The organism is Streptomyces roseoviridis (assembly GCF_039535235.1).
Lineage (GTDB): Bacteria > Actinomycetota > Actinomycetes > Streptomycetales > Streptomycetaceae > Streptomyces > Streptomyces roseoviridis.
Genome location: NZ_BAAAWU010000001.1, coordinates 2,162,607 through 2,181,065 on the forward strand (window position 1 = coordinate 2,162,607; position 18,459 = coordinate 2,181,065).

The 18,459-nt window shown below is 74.2% G+C and carries 15 protein-coding genes; 2 read left to right on the top strand and 13 right to left on the bottom strand.

All coding sequences use genetic code 11. The features are described 5' to 3' along the window. Positions 1–31 precede the first annotated feature (31 nt). The 9 genes from ABD954_RS09655 to ABD954_RS09695 all read right to left on the bottom strand — a co-directional run bounded on the left by ABD954_RS09655 (position 32) and on the right by ABD954_RS09695 (position 11,925). Complete coding sequence (locus ABD954_RS09655) at positions 32–2,176, bottom strand: putative bifunctional diguanylate cyclase/phosphodiesterase (protein ID WP_345485465.1); 2,145 nt, start codon at positions 2,174–2,176, stop codon at positions 32–34. A gap of 283 nt (positions 2,177–2,459) precedes the next feature. After that, complete coding sequence (gene ligA / locus ABD954_RS09660) at positions 2,460–4,637, bottom strand: NAD-dependent DNA ligase LigA (RefSeq protein WP_345485466.1); 2,178 nt, start codon at positions 4,635–4,637, stop codon at positions 2,460–2,462. Positions 4,638–4,680: 43 nt separating this feature from the next. Beyond that, positions 4,681–5,721 (bottom strand): methionine synthase, encoded by a 1,041-nt coding sequence (locus ABD954_RS09665; RefSeq protein WP_345485467.1) that lies wholly within the window; start codon positions 5,719–5,721, stop codon positions 4,681–4,683. Then, the gene (locus ABD954_RS09670) at positions 5,718–7,835 is read right to left on the bottom strand and encodes a tetratricopeptide repeat protein (RefSeq protein ID WP_345485468.1); all 2,118 of its coding nucleotides are present in this window, start codon (positions 7,833–7,835) and stop codon (positions 5,718–5,720) included. The genes ABD954_RS09665 and ABD954_RS09670 overlap by 4 nt, the downstream gene beginning before the upstream one ends. A gap of 4 nt (positions 7,836–7,839) precedes the next feature. Then, a complete protein-coding gene (locus tag ABD954_RS09675) occupies positions 7,840–8,538 on the bottom strand; it encodes an SDR family oxidoreductase (protein ID WP_345485469.1) in 699 nt (232 codons plus the stop codon). 4 nt (positions 8,539–8,542) lie between these two features. After that, positions 8,543–9,001, bottom strand: coding sequence for a hypothetical protein (locus ABD954_RS09680; protein WP_345485470.1), 459 nt, complete (start codon positions 8,999–9,001; stop codon positions 8,543–8,545). Between the two features lie 113 nt (positions 9,002–9,114). Further along, positions 9,115–10,890, bottom strand: a complete 1,776-nt coding sequence (locus ABD954_RS09685; protein ID WP_345485471.1) for an alpha/beta hydrolase — start codon at positions 10,888–10,890, stop codon at positions 9,115–9,117. Further along, a complete protein-coding gene (locus ABD954_RS09690) occupies positions 10,887–11,234 on the bottom strand; it encodes a hypothetical protein (RefSeq protein ID WP_345485472.1) in 348 nt (115 codons plus the stop codon). Before ABD954_RS09690 ends, ABD954_RS09685 begins: the two co-directional genes overlap by 4 nt. A gap of 154 nt (positions 11,235–11,388) precedes the next feature. Continuing rightward, positions 11,389–11,925: an LOG family protein gene (locus ABD954_RS09695; protein ID WP_345485474.1), complete on the bottom strand. Its 537-nt coding sequence runs from the start codon at positions 11,923–11,925 to the stop codon at positions 11,389–11,391. 97 nt (positions 11,926–12,022) lie between these two features. Between ABD954_RS09695 and ABD954_RS09700 the strand changes: the two genes are divergently transcribed. Next, on the top strand, positions 12,023–12,619 hold the full coding sequence (locus tag ABD954_RS09700; protein WP_345485475.1) for an alpha/beta fold hydrolase: 597 nt from the start codon (positions 12,023–12,025) through the stop codon (positions 12,617–12,619). A 67-nt stretch (positions 12,620–12,686) separates the two neighbouring features. Here ABD954_RS09700 and mnmA read toward each other — a convergent pair whose 3' ends face one another. Beyond that, positions 12,687–13,835, bottom strand: coding sequence for a tRNA 2-thiouridine(34) synthase MnmA (gene mnmA / locus ABD954_RS09705; protein WP_345485476.1), 1,149 nt, complete (start codon positions 13,833–13,835; stop codon positions 12,687–12,689). Positions 13,836–13,896: 61 nt separating this feature from the next. On the opposite strand from mnmA, the gene ABD954_RS09710 reads away from it, so the two are divergent. Then, the gene (locus ABD954_RS09710; RefSeq protein WP_345492061.1) at positions 13,897–14,595 is read left to right on the top strand and encodes an N-acetylmuramoyl-L-alanine amidase; all 699 of its coding nucleotides are present in this window, start codon (positions 13,897–13,899) and stop codon (positions 14,593–14,595) included. A gap of 462 nt (positions 14,596–15,057) precedes the next feature. Here ABD954_RS09710 and ABD954_RS09715 read toward each other — a convergent pair whose 3' ends face one another. The 3 genes from ABD954_RS09715 to ABD954_RS09725 all read right to left on the bottom strand — a co-directional run bounded on the left by ABD954_RS09715 (position 15,058) and on the right by ABD954_RS09725 (position 18,449). Beyond that, entirely contained in the window at positions 15,058–16,221 is a 1,164-nt protein-coding gene (locus ABD954_RS09715) for a cysteine desulfurase family protein (RefSeq protein WP_345485477.1), read from the bottom strand. Between the two features lie 287 nt (positions 16,222–16,508). Beyond that, on the bottom strand, positions 16,509–17,498 hold the full coding sequence (locus ABD954_RS09720; RefSeq protein ID WP_345485478.1) for a helix-turn-helix transcriptional regulator: 990 nt from the start codon (positions 17,496–17,498) through the stop codon (positions 16,509–16,511). Between the two features lie 33 nt (positions 17,499–17,531). Beyond that, positions 17,532–18,449, bottom strand: coding sequence for a thioesterase family protein (locus ABD954_RS09725; protein ID WP_345485479.1), 918 nt, complete (start codon positions 18,447–18,449; stop codon positions 17,532–17,534). Positions 18,450–18,459: the final 10 nt, after the last annotated feature.

Below are 18,459 nucleotides of genomic sequence, written 5' to 3' on the forward strand. Positions count from 1 at the left end.
CCCGGGGCGGCCGCCCCGGGATCCGCGAGGACTACTGGACGACCTGGCCGGAAGGCCGCTCGACCTCCACGATCACCGGCTCCGCGACGGCCGCGGCCGCGGCGGCCGAGATCTCCGACGGGCGGCGCCAGCCGTGCTCGCCGCGTGCCAGCAGCCAGGCGGTGGCCTCGCCGGGCGGCATGGCGGCGGCGACCAGCCAGCCCTGGACGGCGTCGCAGCCCAGGTCGCGCAGCCGCTCCCAGGTCTCGTCGTCCTCGACGCCCTCGGCGACGACGAGCAGGCCGAGGGAGTGGGCGAGGTCGACGGTGCAGCGGACGATCTCGGCGTCCTCGTTGTCCACGGCGAGGCGGGCGACGAAGGAGCGGTCGATCTTCAGTTCGCTCACCGGCAGGCGGCGCAGGTGCACCAGGGAGGAGTAGCCGGTGCCGAAGTCGTCGAGGGACATCTTGACGCCGTGTCCGGTGAGCCCGGCCATGGTGTCGGCGGCCCGCTGCGGGTCCTCCAGGAGCACGTGCTCCGTTATCTCCAGCTGGAGCGCGCCGGCCGGGACGCCGTGGCGGGCGAGGCGGGCGGCGACGGCGCCGGCGAAGCCGGGGGTGTGGACGTCGCGCGGGGAGACGTTGACGGCGACGGGCACGTCGAGGCCCTGGGCGCGCCAGCGGGCCACCTGGGCGAGGGCGGTCTCCAGGACGTACTCGGTGAGGTGGGGCATCAGGCCGGAGGACTCGGCGATGGCGATGAACTCGTCCGGCGGGACCTTGCCGCGCTCGGGGTGGACCCAGCGGACCAGCGCCTCCAGGCCGGCGACCTGGCCGTCGAAGCGGACCTTGGGCTGGTAGTGCAGCTCGACCTCGCCGGCGTCGAGGGCGCGCCGCAGGTCGCCGAGGAGGCCGAGGCGGTCGGGGGTGTTGGAGTCGCGCTTGGACTCGTAGACCTCGACGCCGGTGCGGTCGCGCTTGGCCTGGTACATGGCGACGTCGGCGCGGCGCAGCAGGCCCTCGGCGTCGAGGGCGTGCTCGGGGAAGACGGCGACGCCGGCGCTGGCCTCCAGGACCAGGGTGAGGCCGTCGAGGTCGAGCGGGGAGGAGAGCTCGGCGACGAGGTGGCGGGCGACGCGCTGGGCGCTGGTGGTGGAGTCGGCGGTGGGCAGCAGGACGGCGAACTCGTCGCCGCCGAGCCGGGCGGCCTCGGCGCCGCGCGGCAGGGCGAGGCGGAGCCGTTCGGCGATCTGGAGGAGGAGCCGGTCACCGGCGAGGTGTCCGAGGGTGTCGTTGACCGAGCGGAAGCGGTCGAGGTCGATCAGGACCAGGGCCGAGCGGACGCCCTCGCCCTCGGCCTCCTCCAGGGCGGTCCAGGTGCGCTCCAGGAGCCACTGGCGGTTGGGCAGTCCGGTGAGCGGGTCGCGCAGCTGTTCCTCGGCGCGGGCGCGGGCGATCCACAGGGTGGAGTCGAGGGCGATCAGCGGGACGGCGAAGAGCGGCAGCAGCGGGGGCCGGGAGGCGGCGACGACGCAGATGAGGGGGGCGATGCCGAGCAGGGCGACGGCGACCAGGCCCTGCCGGAGCAGGGCGGTGCGGGCCGCGGTGGGCAGGGCGCCGCCCTGGGGTGCGAGTGCGTACCACAACAGCAGCCGGGTCGCCACGAGGTAGGCGACGGCGGCGAGCGCCACTTCCGGTACGTCGGCGATCCCCCAGTCGAGGGGTCGCCAGGGCGCGGCGACGGTCGGCACGTCCCCGAAGGTGGCGAGGACGAGGGCGGCGGCGCCGGTGCCGATGACGTCCACGGCGCCGTGCAGCAGGCCCTGGCGCCAGCGGTGGCGGCGGGCGGCGGCGACGAGGACGACCACGGTGAGGGACACCAGGGAGGCGGCGACCCAGCCGTAGAGGAGCAGGACGGCCAGGGTGAGGGCGGCGCCGGAGCCGGTGCCGCCCCACCAGCGGTCGCGGCCGAGCGCGACCAGGTGGCCGACGATGAGGCCGGTGAGGACGGCGAGGGACCAGCCGGCGGCGCCGCCCGGGAAGAGCCCCTCGCCGGTGCTCAGCGCCCGGTACAGTCCGGCGGTGAGCACGACGGCGGCGATGCCCACCAAAGCTCCGGGCAGCCCGGAGGTGATGCCCACGTACGCCGCGCGGCCCTGGGGCCGTGCGACCGGGGCGGCACTCTCGGTCGGTTTCATTCCCGTCCCTCTCACAGCCGGCGGTGCGGTCGCAACGCGGGGCCGTCGTCATGCCACTGGGCCGTCGTCCGGTCGCGTGCCGTACCGCGTGTCCTGCTCCTGCGCGCCGGCAGGGCCTTCGCACGGCCGTGCGCGGCGGACGCACGGTCACCACACTAGGCCGCGGAGGGCTGCTACGGGCACCGCTCTCCATGTCTTGCCCGAATGCGACCCGGCCACCCGTAACGATCTGGTATGCGCCGAACGGGTGAGCTTCCGCGGCCCGCGGGACGGCCGGCCGTGGTTACTCGGCGACCGGGAGGGCCACCTCCGCGGCGGCTTCGGGACCCTGTTCGAGCAGCACCGCGAACCCTTCCTCGTTCAGAACCGGAACCTTCAGCTGCACGGCCTTGTCGTACTTGGAGCCCGGGTTGTCACCCACAACGACGAAGGCGGTCTTCTTTGAAACGGAACCGGTCACCTTCGCACCCTGGGCTTGCAGCGACTCTTTTGCGCCATCCCTGGTGTAGTTCTGGAGCGTTCCCGTCACGACCACGGTCAGCCCGTCCAGCGGACGCGGCCCGCGCTCCTCACCGGCACCCTCGTCCTCGAAGCTCACTCCCGCCGCACGCCACTTGCGCACGATCTCCCGGTGCCACTCCTCGGAGAACCACTGCTTCACCGCCGCCGCGATGATCCCGCCGACGCCGTCGACCGCCGCCAGCTCCTCCTCGGTCGCCTGCTCGATCCGCTCCAGGGACCGGAACTCGCGGGCCAGTGCCTCGGCCGCGACCGGACCCACATGGCGGATCGACAGCCCGTTGATGAACCGGGCCAGCGGACGCGTCTTGGCGGCCTCGATGTTGGCCAGCATCGCCAGGGCGTTCTTCTTCGGCTCGCCCTTCTGGTTGGCGAAGACCGGGACGATCTTCTCCTCGCCCGTCTTCGGGTCCCGCTTGGGCAGCCCGCTGTCCGGGTCGAGGACGTACGCCCTGATCGGCAGCAGCTGCTCGATCGTCAGGTCGAACAGACCGCCCTCGTCCTTCAGCGGCGGCTCCGCGGGCTCCAGCGGGCGGGTGAGGGCCGCCGCCGCGACCATGCCGAAGTTCTCGATGTCCAGGCACTGCCGGCCCGCCAGGAAGAACAGCCGCTCGCGCAGCTGCGCCGGACACGACTGCGCGTTGGGGCAGCGCAGATCGATGTCCCCCTCCTTCATCGGCTTCAGCGGCGTCCCGCACTCCGGGCACTCGGCCGGCATCACGAACTCCCGCTCGCTGCCGTCCCTCAGGTCCGCCACCGGCCCCAGGATCTCCGGGATCACGTCACCGGCCTTGCGCAGCACGACCGTGTCCCCGATGAGCACGCCCTTGGCCTTGACCACCTCCTGGTTGTGCAGGGTGGCGAACTCGACCTCCGAACCGGCCACCGTCACCGGCTCCACCTGCGCGTACGGCGTGACGCGGCCCGTACGGCCGACACCGACCTTGATGTCGACCAGCTTGGTGTTGACCTCCTCCGGCGCGTACTTCCACGCGATCGCCCAGCGCGGGGCGCGCGCCGTCGAGCCGAGCCGGCCCTGGAGCGGGATCTCGTCCAGCTTGACGACGACCCCGTCGATCTCGTGCTCCACCGAGTGGCGGTTCTCGCCGAAGTAGGCGATGAACTCCCGTACGCCGTCGAGGCCGGAGACGACCTTGTTGTGCCGGGCGGTCGGCAGGCCCCACTCGCGCAGCAGCTCGTACGCCTCCGACAGGCGGGAGATGTCGAGGCCCTCGCGGGCGCCGATGCCGTGGACCACCATGTGCAGCGGGCGGGTCGCCGTCACCTTGGGGTCCTTCTGGCGCAGCGAACCGGCGGCCGCGTTCCTCGGGTTGGCGAAGGGCTTGTCGCCCGCCTCCACCAGCCGCGCGTTGAGCCCCTCGAAGGCCTCCATCGGGAAGTAGACCTCGCCGCGGATCTCCACCAGGGCCGGGACGCGCTCGCCGCGCAGCCGCTCGGGGACGTCGGCGATCGTCCGCACGTTCGGCGTGATGTCCTCGCCCGTACGGCCGTCGCCGCGGGTCGCCGCCCGGGTGAGCCGCCCGTGCTCGTACGTGAGGTTCACCGCGAGGCCGTCGACCTTGAGCTCGCACAGGAAGTGGTGGTCGCTCGTGCCGACGTCCTTGGCGACGCGCTCGGCCCAGGCCGCCAGCTCCGCGTCGTCGAAGGCGTTGTCCAGCGAGAGCATCCGCTCCCGGTGCTCGACCGACGCGAAGTCCGTCTCGTACGTCCCCGCGACCTTCTGGGTCGGCGAGTCCGGCGTCCGCAGGTCCGGATACTCCTCCTCCAGGGCCTCCAGGGACCTCAGGAGCCTGTCGAACTCCGCGTCGCTGATGACCGGCTGGTCCTTCACGTAGTACCGGAAGCGGTGCTCCTCGACCTGCTCCGCCAGCTCGGCGTGCTTCTCCCGCGCCTCGGCGGGGGCCCCCTGTTCGACTGCCACCGTTCCTCGTCCTCCCGTAGCCTGAAACCCGGTCACCTTGCCGTCACTCTGGGTTGTCCGCGAGCGATCGTGCCGCCCGGGCGCAGTGGGCGAGCGCCTTGCGGGCGTACGCCGGCGAGGCACCCGCGAGACCACAGGTCGGGGTGATCACCACGGACTCGGCGAGAGTCCCCGGATTCAGCCCCAGCCTGCGCCACAGCGTCCTGACACCCATGACGCTACCGCCCGGGTCCGACAATGCCCCCGAGGCCGGGTCCGTGGACGGCACCACACCGGCGAAGAGGACGGTCCCCGCCTCCACCGCCTCCCCGATCGGCTCCTCGTCACGCTCGGTGAGCAGCCCGAAGTCGAACGACACGCCCGCGACCCCGGCCCGGCGCAGCAGCGCGAACGGCACGTCGGGGGCGCACGAGTGCACCACCACCGGCCCGTCGTGGACCGCCGTCACGTCGCGCAGCGCGCCCTCCACCACCTGCCGGTCCACCGCCCGGTGGGTGCGGTAGCCGCTGGCGGTGCGGACCTGCCCGCGCAGCACCGCGGTCAGCGAGGGCTCGTCGAGCTGGAGCACCAGCCGGGCGCCCGGGACGCGCCTGCGGAGCTCGGCGAGGTGGGCCCGCAGCCCCTCCGCGAGGGAGGCCGCCAGGTCCCGGCAGGCGCCCGCGTCCCCGAGGGCCGCCTCGCCGCCGCGCAGCTCCAGGGACGCGGCCAGCGTCCACGGCCCCACCGCCTGCACCTTGAGCGGCCCCTCGTACCCCTGGGTGAACTCCTCCAGGGCGTCCAGGTCCTCCCCCATCCACGACCGCGCCCGCCGGGTGTCCCTGCCCGGCCGGTCGCTGATCCGCCAGCCGCTGGGCTCCACGTGCGCGTACAGCTCGACGAGCATCCCGATCGTCCGCCCGATCATGTCCGCCCCGGGCCCCCGGGCGGGCAGCTCCGCCAGGAAGGGGAAGTCCTCGAAGGACCCGGTGACGGTCTTGGCGGCCTCGCGGGCGTCCCCGCCGGGCAGGGACCCGACGCCGGTGGCGGGGCCCCAGGGGAAGGTGCTCTTCTCGCTGTCGTGGCTGATGGCGCTGTTGTCGGTCACTCCGGCAGGGTACGTGCCGTGCGCTCCAGCGCCTCGCGGGTGGCGAGGGTGACGGGGTGGTCGGGGCCGAGGACGCGGGTGCGGGCGTCGAGGACGGCGGTGAGTTCCTCACGCGCGCGGTCGGGTGGCAGGACGGTGGCGAGGTTGTACCGGGCGGACAGGGTCGTGGGGTGGTCGGCGCCGAACAGGCGGACGCGGGCGTCGTGCACCGCCTGGAGCTCCTCCCTGGCGCCCTCGGTGTCCCCGAGCATGCGCAGGACATGCACCCGGTTCTCCCGCGTGACGAGTGTCCGCGCCAAGGCGTCGCCCCGGGCAGCCGCGCTCCCGGCCGTCCCGGCCGTCCCGGCGATCCCGGCGGTCCCTGCCGTCTCGGCCATCTCGGCCATCTCGGCCGTCTCGGCGGCGAGGATCGCGTCGAACTCGGCGAGGGCGCCCGCCGGGTCACCGAGCTGGACCAGCACCATGGCCTGGTTGTGCCGCGTGGTGAGCGTCGCGGGGTGGGCAGGGCCGAGGACCCTGTCCCGGGCGGTCAGGACCCGCGCGTTCACCTCGCGGGCGCCGTCCAGGTCACCGCAGAGGTGGTGGGCCATGGCGAGGGTGTGCCGGCACTCCAGGGTGTCCGGGGCGTCCGGCCCGAGGGTCTCGGCCATGTCCGCGGCGAGCTCCCCCAGCAGGACCCGAGCCTGCCCCGCCTGACCACCGTCCAGGAGCGCCTGCCCGTGCGCGAGGCGTGCGGCCAAGGACAGCGGGTGCACGGGGCCGAGTGCGCGCACCGTGGCCTCGGCGACGGACCGCGCCGCCGACGGCACGGCCCGCACCATGCCGCGGACTTCGAGGGAGTCCACCGCGAGCAGTGCGGCCCGCCACCCGTCCTCCGTCCTCCCCGCGTCCAGGTCGTGAAGGAGATGGGGAACGAGGAGCTCCCAGAGCCGCCCGCCCGCCTGAGGCGGGTCCAGCGTCACCGCCAGGGCCGCCGACAACCGCTCCCGCTCTCCCCGGAACGCGTCACGCACCAGCGGATGCAGCGACACCACCGGCTCCTCGTCCGTCCGCAGGGCCGCGAGGCCGAGCCGGTCCAGGGCCTGGAGGCAGGTCCACAGCTCGCCGGGCGGGATGTCGACCCGTTCGGGGGCGAAGACCCGCAGCGGCACCGGGGCGTCGGCGAAGCCGGCGAGGAGACGGAGCAGTTCCTCGGCGTGCGCGTGGCCGCGGTCGCGCAGCAGCCGCAGCGACATCGCCCAGATACGGGCGAGGGTGCCGTCACCGTCGACGGTGACGTCCCCCGTACCGAGGGCGTCGAGATACGCGGAGTACGTGGCGGGTTCGCCCGGCGTGCGCAGGAAGGCGGGGCGTTCGGCGACCGAGGCCAGGTAGCGCCCGGCGCTGTCGAGGGCGAGCGGCAGGCCCCCGAGGCGTACGGAGAGGGCGGCGGCGTCGGTCGCGGGCCCCGCGTCGGGGCCGGCCCGGTCGACGAGGACCCGGGCGCCCTCGGGGCCGGGCAGGGCGCCGAGCCGGTGCAGGACAGGCCCGGATCCCCAGGCGGCCGGGTCGCCGTCGCGGGTGGTGACGAGGACGAGCCCGGCGGCGCCCGCCGGGGCGCGCACCCAGCCCGTACCGGCCGCGAGGGAACCGGGTCCGTCGAGGAGGGCGAGGTCGTCGGCGTTGTCGAGGAGGAGGAGCCAGGGGCCGGGGAGGGCGGCGAGCCGTTCCCACAGCAGGTCGGCTGTCTGGCCGCCGGCCAGCTCCTCCGCGTCGAGCCCGACCCGGCGGGCGACCGCGCGCAGGCCGCCCGCGAGACGGCCGGCGTCCTGGGCGGCGACCCACCACACGGGGGCGCCGTCCCGGGCGAGGACGTCGGCGACCTCCAGGGCGAGGCTGGTCTTGCCGACGCCCCCGAGCCCGTACAGCACATGGGTGCCGGACGCGGCGAGCAGCCGCGTGGTCAGCTCCTCGCGCCCGCGCAGGGCCGCGCCCCTGCGCCCGAACGGCGGGGCGACGGTGACCTCGTCGGCCGGCGGCGGGGCCTGATGGACGACGAGGTGCTCGATGTGCCCGGCCTGGACGACGGTCCCCTGCGTACCGCCCGATACGACGTTTCCCCCGGCCCCCGCCATCGGCTCAGCGCCCGGGGCGCACGGTCAGGTCGTTCACCTCGGCGTCGCGCGGCAGGTCGATCGCCATGACGATGGTGGTGGCCACGGACTCCGGGTCGATCCAGCGCTCGGGGTCGTACTCCTTGCCCTCCTGCTGGTGCACCTTCGCCTGCATGGGGCTCGCGGTCCGGCCCGGGTAGACGGAGGTGACCCGCACCCCGTTGCCGTGCTCCTCGTGGCGCAGCGAGTCGGCGAGTGCCTTCAGTCCGTGCTTGGAGGCGGCGTAGGCGCTCCACTCGGCGTGCGCGTTGAGCCCGGCGCCCGAGTTCACGAAGACCACGTGCCCCTTGGAGACGCGGAGTTGGGGCAGGAGGTGCCGGGTCAGCTCGGCGGGGGCGACGAGGTTGACGTTGAGCTGGTGGTGCCAGGTCTTGGGGGTGAGCTCGCCGACCGGCCCGAGGTCGACGACGCCCGCGATGTGCAGCAGGGTGTCCACCCGCTCGGGCAGGCTCTGGTGCGAGAACGCCCACGACAGCCGGTCCGGATCCGCCAGGTCCCCGACGAGCGTCCGGGCCCCGGGAAACTCCGCGGCCAGCTCCTTGGCCCGCCCCGCGTCCCGCGCGTGCAGCACGAGCTCGTCCCCACGCGCGTGCAGACGCCGCGCGACGGCGGCGCCGATGCCGGAACCGGCTCCGGTGATCACATGTGTAGCCATGGCACTCATGGTCTCAGGGAAGGGGCGCGGGCGCGGACCAGAACGCGGAGCGGATGTTGGGGGCGGGGATCCGGCCGAGGGGGTAGGCGGGGCCGTTGGCTGGGGTGGTGGGGTCGGTGACGGGGGATTTGGTGACGCAGGGGGTGGCGACCTGGAAGAAGGCCTGTCCCTTGTAACCAAAGAGGATGCGGATCTGGAAGCCTTCCGGCGAGACCGCGTAGATGGCGGGCATCTCTTGGTCCTGCCTGACGGACTTGATCTTGTATCCGCTCTTCTCCCAATGGCGCTGCACCACACCGAGGAAGCTGCCTCGCCGCTGCTCGGAGACGACGGTGGTGACGGTGCGGCGCCGAATTACGTCGCAGGTGTGCGTGGTTGTGGTGTCGTGGGCCCAGTGGACCCGGGGGACGATCGCCTCGAACGTGGCGTCCAGCATGGCGTCCGCTCGTTCTGCCGCCTGCTGCATGTTCATGCTTCGTGCTACACCTCGTGCGTCGTTCCTACCTTCCGGCCCAGCACACCCGGCCAGGAGAGCCCCGGCCAGGACAAGGCACGACGACATGCGCGCCGTCCGCGAGACAGGACTCATCGATATGCCTCCGTGGTGATCTTTTCCGGCGTCCCGCCGACGATGAACGCGATGTTGTCCGCGGACGCCTGGTCCACGCTCGGTGTGAAGTACTGCCCATGGGCATCGAACAGGCCCCCGTCGCGAACCATCCGCGGCCCGTCGTCCACCTCGAAGCGCCGTGCCCCGAACGCCTCGCTCGCGGGGTCCTTGCCGAAGTACAGGTCGTCGTTCCCCCGGTCGAGGAGGTCCCGTGCCAGCAGCACGCCCGTGGAACCGCCGAACTGCAGGCCGACCGCGGACTCCGTCCTGGTCGGGAGGTGGGTGACCGGGTCGTTGTCCGCGGCACCGACGTACACGTGCTCTTTTCCGACGCCCAGGTCCTGGGCGCGGTCCACACCGACCCCCGGGCTGCCCAGCAGGATCACGTCGTCCACGCCGGGGATGCCGCCGGACTGCCGGGCGGCCGTGCCCACGGTGAGCGATCCGTAGGAGTGGCCGATGGCGGTCAGGTGCGGGTCCGCGTGGTCGTTGGTCGCGGACAGTCCGGCCATGAACCGGTTGTACGCGGGGGCTCCTCGCTCCGCGTCCCCCCTGAGCATCACGTCACCGTGCTGGGGCGCGTCGTAGCCGAGCCAGACGATCGCGGCGCTGGACGGGTCCACGGACCGCGCCCCCTTCGCCGTGTCCTGGGCCCGCACCATCGTCTCTTCGACGAACACGGCGTCCAGGTTCGTGCCGAGGCCGGGCACGTACGCGGACACGTGCTTCGACGTGTCGGGGTTTCCGTACGCCACGATCGCGCGGCCGTTGCCCTCCGCGCCGATGCCGAGGAGGAACATGGGTGGGTCGCTCGCTTGGTCCAGCCTGTCCTGGATCATACGGAGCGCCTCCAGCTTCGTCTCCGCGCCGGCACCGCCCCGCCGCTCCAACTCGTCGATGAGCACGGGCAGGTAGCGCCGGTTGGCCTCGTCCCGCACGACTGCGGGGATGCCGTCCAGGTTGCCGATCAGGTCCGGCGCGACGTCCAGGTACTCGCGGCGCTGTTCCTCGCTGAGGCCGTCCCACCATGCCTTGCGTTCGGCGGGGCTGCCGTCCGCGGGGACGGCGGCCGCGAGGTGGTGACCGGCGGCGTCGCGGACGGCGGCGGTGTCCCGGGCGATGTCCTGAAGGGTGGCCTCCGTGACGTCCAGGCCCTTGGCCGCGCGCAGGGCCTCCAGGGTCCGGGCGTACCGGGCGTCGATGGAGGCGGCCGCGAGGACCGCCCGGCCGATGCGGTCCGCGAGGTCCTGGGCTTTCTCGGCGTGCGGGTTGAGCAGGCCGAACGGTGGGGAGTCGTCGAAGGGCGAGCGTTCCCGGAGGAGGCGGCCGCGGACCCTGCCGCCAGGGGCCTCCTGGTCGCCGAGCGCAGTCCGGACGGGCGCGGCGGGGTAGGCGACGGAGCCGTCCTCGTGGACGGTGAACCTCAGGGCGGCGGCCTCCTCGAGGGCCAGCCGCAACAGGCGCTGGGGCTCGGCCAGGTCGCCTGCCAGGCCGTTGAGCGCGGTGCGGGTGAGTCCGCACTCGGTGTGCACGTACTGGAAGTTGCGGCTCAGGCGCCGGAGACGGCCGAGGGCGGCGTCGGCCGACTCGCTCTGCTGGGTCTCTCGGAGCTTGGCGGACATGGCGCGGTCGACCCGTACTCGATCGGCGTCGGCCCGGCCCGACACCTCGTGCCAGGCGTCGCCAGCCTGCTCGAACTCCGCCAGCCTGACGTCCCTGAGCTGCCGCCAGGTGAGTGCGGCCCCGCTCATCGCCGCCCCGCGAAGGAGTTCCCGACGGCGGTGTCGGTCTCGCCCATCTCCTTGGCGACCGTGAGGAGGGTGCCCCGCAGGGCCTCGCACTCGTCGCGTACGGCTGTGAGCCGCTCCTCCCAGGACTCGCGTAAGCCGGCGAGCGCGGCGACGGCGCTCAGTCCGGCGCCGCCGGCCGCGATGCCCTCGTGGCCGCGGCCGAGGACGGAGCGGCTGGTCTCGGCGCTCGTCCGGATTTCGGCAGCGGTGGCGGAGGCGCGGGTCCAGGGGCCGCCGCTGTGTTTCAGCTCCGCGGCGCCGCCTGTCGGCCCGGACAACTGCTGCCAGCGCACCGCATGGGACACGGCTCCCCCGCTCTCGACTGCGACCCGTCATCGCTCCAGGTCGAGGAGGCTAGCGCAGCCAGGTCCGTTCGTACGCAGTCGCGAAGACTTCCCGCCATCGCCCCCGGGCGAGCAGCCGTACGGGCGTGCGAGGAACCATTGCGGGAGCAGATCGTCAGTTCCGCACCCGTGACTCCAGGTACGCCAGCGCCTCCGCACCGTCCTCCGCGAAGAAGACCAGCTCGCTCAGCGGGACCGGCAGGAAGCCCTCTTCCTCCATGCGGCGGAACTGGGTCTTCAGGCCGTCGTAGAAGCCGGCCGCGTTGAGGAGGACGACAGGCTTGGTGTGGCGGCCGTGCTTCTTCAGTTCCAGGATGTCGGTGGCCTCGTCGAGGGTGCCGGTGCCGCCGACCATGACGACGACGGCGTCGGACCGGGCGAGGAGGAGGGCCTTGCGCTCGGCGAGGTCCTTGGCGAAGAGCATCTCGTCGGCGACCGGGCGGGCCTTGGCGGCGAGGAAGTCCACCGAGACGCCGACCAGGCGGCCGCCGGCCTCCTCGGCGGCGTCCGCGACGACCTTCATGAGGCCGGTGTCGGACCCGCCCCAGACCAGGGTGTGGCCCGCCTTGCCGAGGCGGGTGGCGAAGTCGCGGGCGGGGGCCGTGTACCGCTCGTCGAGGTCGGCGGCGGACAGGAAGACGCAGATGTTCATGGGCTCCACCGTAGGCCGTCGCACCGGCAGCGGGATTTTTTCGGGAAGTTCCCTCCGCGAGCGATGAGTTCCGGGGGCCGCTCCGGTCTGCCCTTCCATGGACGAGGTGAAGACCACTCTCTGCCGGGCCCGGGGCCTGGTCAGGTCGCAGGACGGGACGCCGATCGCCTTCGAGCGGTACGGGGACGGGCCGCCCGTGATCCTGGTGAGCGGGGCGCCGGGGACGGCCGGAGCGGAACGGCCGCTCGCCGGGCTGCTCGCCCGGCGCTTCTCGGTCGTCGCGTACGACCGGCGCGACGCCGCGGACTGCGTGGAGCGGGAGATCGAGGACCTGGCGGCGCTCGTGGAGGTGGTGGGCGACGCGGACGGTACGGCGACGGTGCACGGAACGGCGTCCGGAGGCGCCCTGGCGCTGGCCGCCGCCGCGGCCGGGGTGCCGGTCGGGCCGGTGTCGGTGTTCGAGCCGCCGTACGGTGCGGAGCAGGCCGGCCGGCTCGGCCGGGTGCACGCGCGCGTGCTGGTGGTCGACGGGGGTGCGAGCCCGGTCTGGACGCGGCGGGCGGCCCGTACGATCGCGGCGGCCGTCCCGCGCGGACGGCACCGCACGCTCACCGGCCAGACGCACGAGGTGGCCCCGCACGTCCTGGCCCCGGTCCTTGAGGACTTCTACGCGCAGGAGTCCGCCGGTCAGTGACCCCGGGCGGCCGGCGGGCCGGCCGGGGTGCCCCGTGGCCGGGCCCCGACGTCGGTCGGGGCCCGTCTCACGCCCGGGCCGGCGCCGGGTCCGTGCGGCGGACCGTCGTCGCGATCGTCGCCGAGCCCACCACCCGCGTGCCGTCGTAGAGCACGATGGCCTGGCCCGGGGCGACGCCCCGGACGGGCTCGTCGAAGGTGACGTGCAGCTGCCCGTCGGTCATCTCGGCGCTCACCGGCGTCTCACCGCCGTGGGCGCGGAGCTGCGCGGTGTAGCGGCCGGGGCCCTCGGGAGCGGTGCCGCACCAGCGGGGCCTGATGGCGGTCAGGGCGGTGACGTCCAGGGCCTCGGCGGGGCCGACGGTGACGGTGTTGTTCACCGGCGAGATGTCGAGGACGTAGCGGGGCTTGCCGTCGGGGGCGGGGTGTCCGATGCGCAGGCCCTTGCGCTGGCCGATGGTGAAGCCGTACGCGCCCTGGTGGGTGCCCACCTTCGTACCGGACTCGTCGACGATGTCGCCCTCCGCCGTGCCCAGGTGGGAGGCGAGGAAGCCCTGGGTGTCGCCGTCGGCGATGAAGCAGATGTCGTGGCTGTCGGGCTTCTTCGCCACCGCGAGACCGCGCCGCTCCGCCTCCGCGCGGATCTCCTCCTTGGTGGTGACGGTGTCGCCGAGCGGGAACATGGCGTGCGCCAGCTGCTTCTCGTCGAGGACGCCGAGGACGTACGACTGGTCCTTGGCCATGTCGGAGGCCCGGTGCAGCTCGCGGGTGCCGTCCTCGCGCAGCACGACGGTCGCGTAGTGGCCGGTGCAGACGGCGTCGAAGCCGAGGGCGAGCGCCTTGTCGAGGAGGGCGGCGAACTTGATCTTCTCGTTGCAGCGCAGGCACGGATTGGGCGTGCGGCCCGCCTCGTACTCGGAGACGAAGTCCGCCACGACGTCCTCGCGGAAGCGCTCGGCGAGGTCCCACACGTAGAACGGGATGCCGATGACGTCGGCGGCCCGCCGGGCGTCGCGCGAGTCCTCGATGGTGCAGCAGCCCCGCGCTCCGGTACGGAAGGACTGCGGGTTCGCGGAGAGGGCCAGGTGCACGCCGGTGACGTCGTGGCCGGCCTCGGCGGCGCGGGCGGCGGCGACGGCGGAGTCCACTCCGCCGGACATGGCGGCGAGGACCCGGAGGGGGCGGGGGCTGGGGCGCTGCGGCGAGGTCTCAGTCATAGCCCTACCAGGGTACGGGGCGCGGGGAACCGGGGCCGTACGCGTGAGCGTTCTCGGACACATGGGGAAAAAGGCGAGGGGCGGGGCGGGCGGGCGGAGCGCGGGCGGCGGCACCGGGAGCGGTACGGGGCGGCGGGCTTTCCTGGTGGGCGGCACGGTCGCGGCGGTCGGCGCGGCCGCGCTCGCGCGCGAGGAGCTGACGCGCTGGTGGTGGCGGCTGCCGGGGATGGAGAAGGACCGGGTCGAGGGCGAGCTGGACCACAAGGGTGCCCAGTGGGCGGGGGCCTCGCGGGCGAACTGGCGGCGGGCCGACCGCCCGGACGACTTCGTGATCGACCGGGTGGTGATCCATGTGGTGCAGGGCAGCTTCGCCACCGCCGTGAAGGTCTTCAAGGATCCCGGGCACGGGGCGGCCACCCACTACGTCGTCCGCAAGGACGGACACGTGGCACAGATGATCCGGGAGCTCGACGTGGCCTTCCACGCCGGGAACCGGGACATGAACGAGCGGAGCATCGGCATCGAGCACGAGGGCTTCGTCGACCGGCCGGAGGGCTTCACGAAGGCGATGTACGAGGCGTCGGCGCGGCTGACGGCCGGCATCTGCGCCCGCTACGGGATACCGGTGGACCGGGAGCACATCATCGGGCACGTGGAGGTGCCGGGCACGGACCACACGGATCCGGGGCCGCACTGGGACTGGGACCGCTACATGCCGCTCGTGCGGCGGGAGCGCGCGAAGCTGCCGTCGGCCGACTGAGCCGGGGCGCGAGGGCCGGAGGGCGGGACCGGGCGGCGCCCGCGCGGCCGACGGGCCTCAGCGGGCGCGGGCCGGCGGGCGTCACCGGGCGGTCGGGCGGACGTCACCCAGCGGGGCCCGGAAGCGGGACCGGCCGGTCGGGCGGGGGCCGGTGGGCGTCACCGGGCGGCGCCCGTGCCGGGACCGGGCGGGCGGGCGCGGCCCGCCGGGCGGGACCGGGCGTCACCGGGCGTCACCGGGCGGCGCCCGTGCGGCCGACGGGCATCAGCGCGCGCGGGCCGGCGGGCGTCACCCAGCGGGGCCCGAGGGCGGGACCGGGCGGTCGGGCGGGGGCCGGTGGGCGTCACCCGGCGGGGCCCGCGCGGCCGACGGGCCTCAGCGGGCGCGGCCCGCCGGGCATCACCGGGCGGCGACCGCGGCGGGCCGGCGGGCGTCACCGGGCGGGGGCCGCGGGGCCGGTCGTCAGCTGAGGCCGGCCGTGCGGGCGCGTTCGACGGCCGGGCCGATGGCCTCGGCGACTGCCGTGACGTCCTCCTTGGTGGAGGTGTGGCCGAGGGTGAAGCGCAGGGTGCCGCGGGCGAGGTCCGGGTCGGTGCCGGTGGCGAGCAGGACGTGGCTGGGCTGGGCGATGCCGGCGGTGCAGGCGGACCCGGTGGAGCACTCGATGCCGGCGGCGTCGAGGAGCAGCAGCAGGGAGTCGCCCTCGCAGCCGGGGAAGGTGAAGTGCGCGTTGGCGGGGAGCCGGTCGACGGGGTCGCCGCCGAGGATCGCGTCGGGGACGGCGGTGCGAACGGCGGTGACCAGCTCGTCGCGGAGGGTGCCGACGGTGCGGGCGAACTCCTCGCGGCCCTCGGCGGCGATCCGGCCGGCGACCGCGAAGGCGGCGACGGCGGGCACGTCGAGGGTGCCGGAGCGGACGTGGCGCTCCTGGCCGCCGCCGTGCAGGACGGGCACGGGGGTGTACTCGCGGCCGAGGAGCAGGGCGCCGATGCCGTAGGGGCCGCCGATCTTGTGACCGGAAACGGTCATGGCGGCGAGTCCGGAGGCGGCGAAGTCGACCGGAATCTGACCGAGGGCCTGGACGGCGTCGGCGTGCAGCGGGACGTCGAACTCGCCGGCGACGTCGGCGAGTTCACGGATCGGCATGATGGTGCCGATCTCGTTGTTGGCCCACATGACGGTGGCGAGGGCGACGGACTCGGGGTCGCGCGCGACGGCCTCGCGCAGGGCCTCGGGGTGTACGCGGCCGTGCCGGTCGACGGGCAGGTACTCGACGGTGGCGCCCTCGTGGCCGGCGAGCCAGTCGACGGCGTCGAGGACGGCGTGGTGCTCGACCGGGCTGGCCAGGACGCGGGTGCGGCGCGGGTCGGCGGCGCGGCGGGACCAGAAGAGGCCCTTCACGGCGAGGTTGTCGGCCTCGGTGCCGCCGGAGGTGAAGACGACCTCGCTGGGCCGGGCCCCGAGCGCCCCGGCCAGCGTCTCGCGGGCCTCCTCGACGGTCCGCCGGGCGCGACGGCCGGCCGCGTGCAGCGAGGAGGCGTTGCCCGTGACGGCGAGCTGGGCGGTCATCGCCTCGATCGCCTCGGGCAGCATGGGCGTGGTCGCGGCGTGGTCGAGGTAAGCCATGGTGGGAACGATTCTACGAGGCGGCGCGGGCGTCTCCGTCGCCTGGCCGGATCCAGTATCCGGTTTGCCTTCGGCCATCGGATCCGATGCGGGTGTCCGGGCGGGGGATTCCGTGCGCCTCGGGCCTGCCCTTCGGATCGGACATGGGATCCGTAGCCTGTGGATCCTGTGTCACTTCGGCCGGCCCGGGGCCACCTTCGGACAGGGGATCCGTTCGTGGATCCGGTGTCACTTCGGCCGGCCCGGGGCCGACCTTCGGACAGGGGATCCGTTCGTGGATCCAGCGGTCACGTCGGCCGGCTTTGGACACCGGATCCGGTTGCCCGGTAGAGAGCGGCGGTCTCCCTGGCGACGTCCGCGACGTAGGCGCGGGCGTCCGGCGGGGCCAGGACCTCCAGGCTGGCGCCCATGGCGAGGAGGGGGCGGAGTTCGCCGAGCTCGGCGAAGGCCAGTTCGACGGTGGTCCACTCCTCGGCGGGGTGCGGTGGGGCCGGGGCGGTGAGGCGGTCGCCGTGCAGGCGCAGGAAGCGGTCGTAGCGGTCGCGGTGCACGCGGGCGGTGACGGTGATGTCCGCCGGGCGGCGCTCGACGCGGCTGCGCAGCAGGTCCCACACGTCGGCGAGTTCGACGCCGGGCCGGCGCCGGACGGGCTCGTCGAGGAGTTCGGCGCGGTGGACGCGGTCGGCGCGGAAGAGCCGGGGTTCGGCCTCGTGGTCGGCGACCAGGTACCAGACGCCGGCCTTCACCACGAGCCCGTACGGGTCGACGGTGTACGTCTTCGGCGCGGGCGCTCCGCTGCTGCGGTACGCGAGGGTGAGCCGGCGGTCGGCGAACACGCCCCGGTTGAGGACGTCGAGGTCGACGTCGGCGCGCGGCCCGCTCATCCAGCGGTCCGGGTCGACCAGGATGCGGCGGCTGGTGAGTTCGGCGGCCGGTCGGTGCGGGGCGGGCAGCGCGGCCATCACCTTGCGCAGCGCCGACCCGAGCGCCTCGTCGAGGCCGAGCGCGGCGTGGGCGCCGTCGGCGGCGAGGACGAACAGGGCCCGCGACTCGTCGGCGGTGAGCCCGGTGACGTCGGTGCGGTAGCCCGGGAGCAGGGCGATGCCGCCGTGCCGTCCCCGCTCGGCGTACACCGGCACGCCGGCCGCGGACAGCGACTCGACGTCCCGGTAGATGGTGCGCACCGACACGTCGAGCCGTTCGGCGAGCTCGCTCGCCGGCACGAGCCCCCGGGTCTGGAGGAGCAGGAGCAGGGACAGCAGCCGGTCGGACTTCACCCCCCGGACTCTCTCACGCCCCGCTCACACGGGTCAGCCGCGCGGTGCGCGGGCCAGCTGGCGGGACTGTGCGACCAGGCGGTCGGCGCTGTCCCAGACCTCGGCGTCCTCCTCCAGGAAGCCGCCCGCGAGGTTGCGGGTGGTGATGGAGACCCGCAGCGGGCCGGGGGCCGGGCGGCAGCGGACGTGGGTGGTGAGCTCGACGGTGGGGGTCCAGCCCTTGAGGCCGAGCTCGAAGGAGGTCGGCGGCAGGGCGTCGACCGTGAGGAGCAGGGAGAGCGGGTCCGGTTCGCGGCCGTCGGCCAGGCCGAACCAGCCGCGCATCTCGCCCTTGCCGGAGGGTGCGCCGATCGCCCAGCCGACGGTCGCCGGGTCGAGCCGGATGTCGAGGCGCTCGGTGATGGCGGACGAGCCGGGGATCTGCGGGGTGGGTCCGTCGGAGGCGCCGAAGCACTGCTCGATGGGGGCGATCGCGGGCGGGGTCGCGGTGGTGCGGACCTCGTCGGGGAGCGCGTCGAGGTCTCCGTAGGAGGCGAGGACGCGGATCCGCTCGACCTCGGTGCCGTCCTCGGCGTACTGGAAGAGGGACGCCTGGCCGGTGGAGAGGGTGCGTCCGGTGCGGACGGTCTCCGTGCGGATCACCGCGGGGCCCGGCACGGAGGGCGTGAGGTAGTGCGCCGAGATGGTGAACGGGTCCGGGTGCGGCAGGTGGTCGCCGAGGGCGCGGCCGAGGAGGGCGAGGAGGTAGCCGCCGTTGACGGCGTGGATGATCGTCCAGCCCGCGGAGAGTTCGGCGTCGTAGACGCCGGGGGCGCGGAGGGTGACGGCGGTGTCGCGGTCGAACTCGCTCGTCACGTCGGCGCCGGCCGTCCCGCCCGTCGACCCGCCGGTCGTCCCGCTCGTGGGGCCGGTCGCCGAACCGCTCGCCGTCTCGATGCTGCGCGTACTCATGACGGCGACC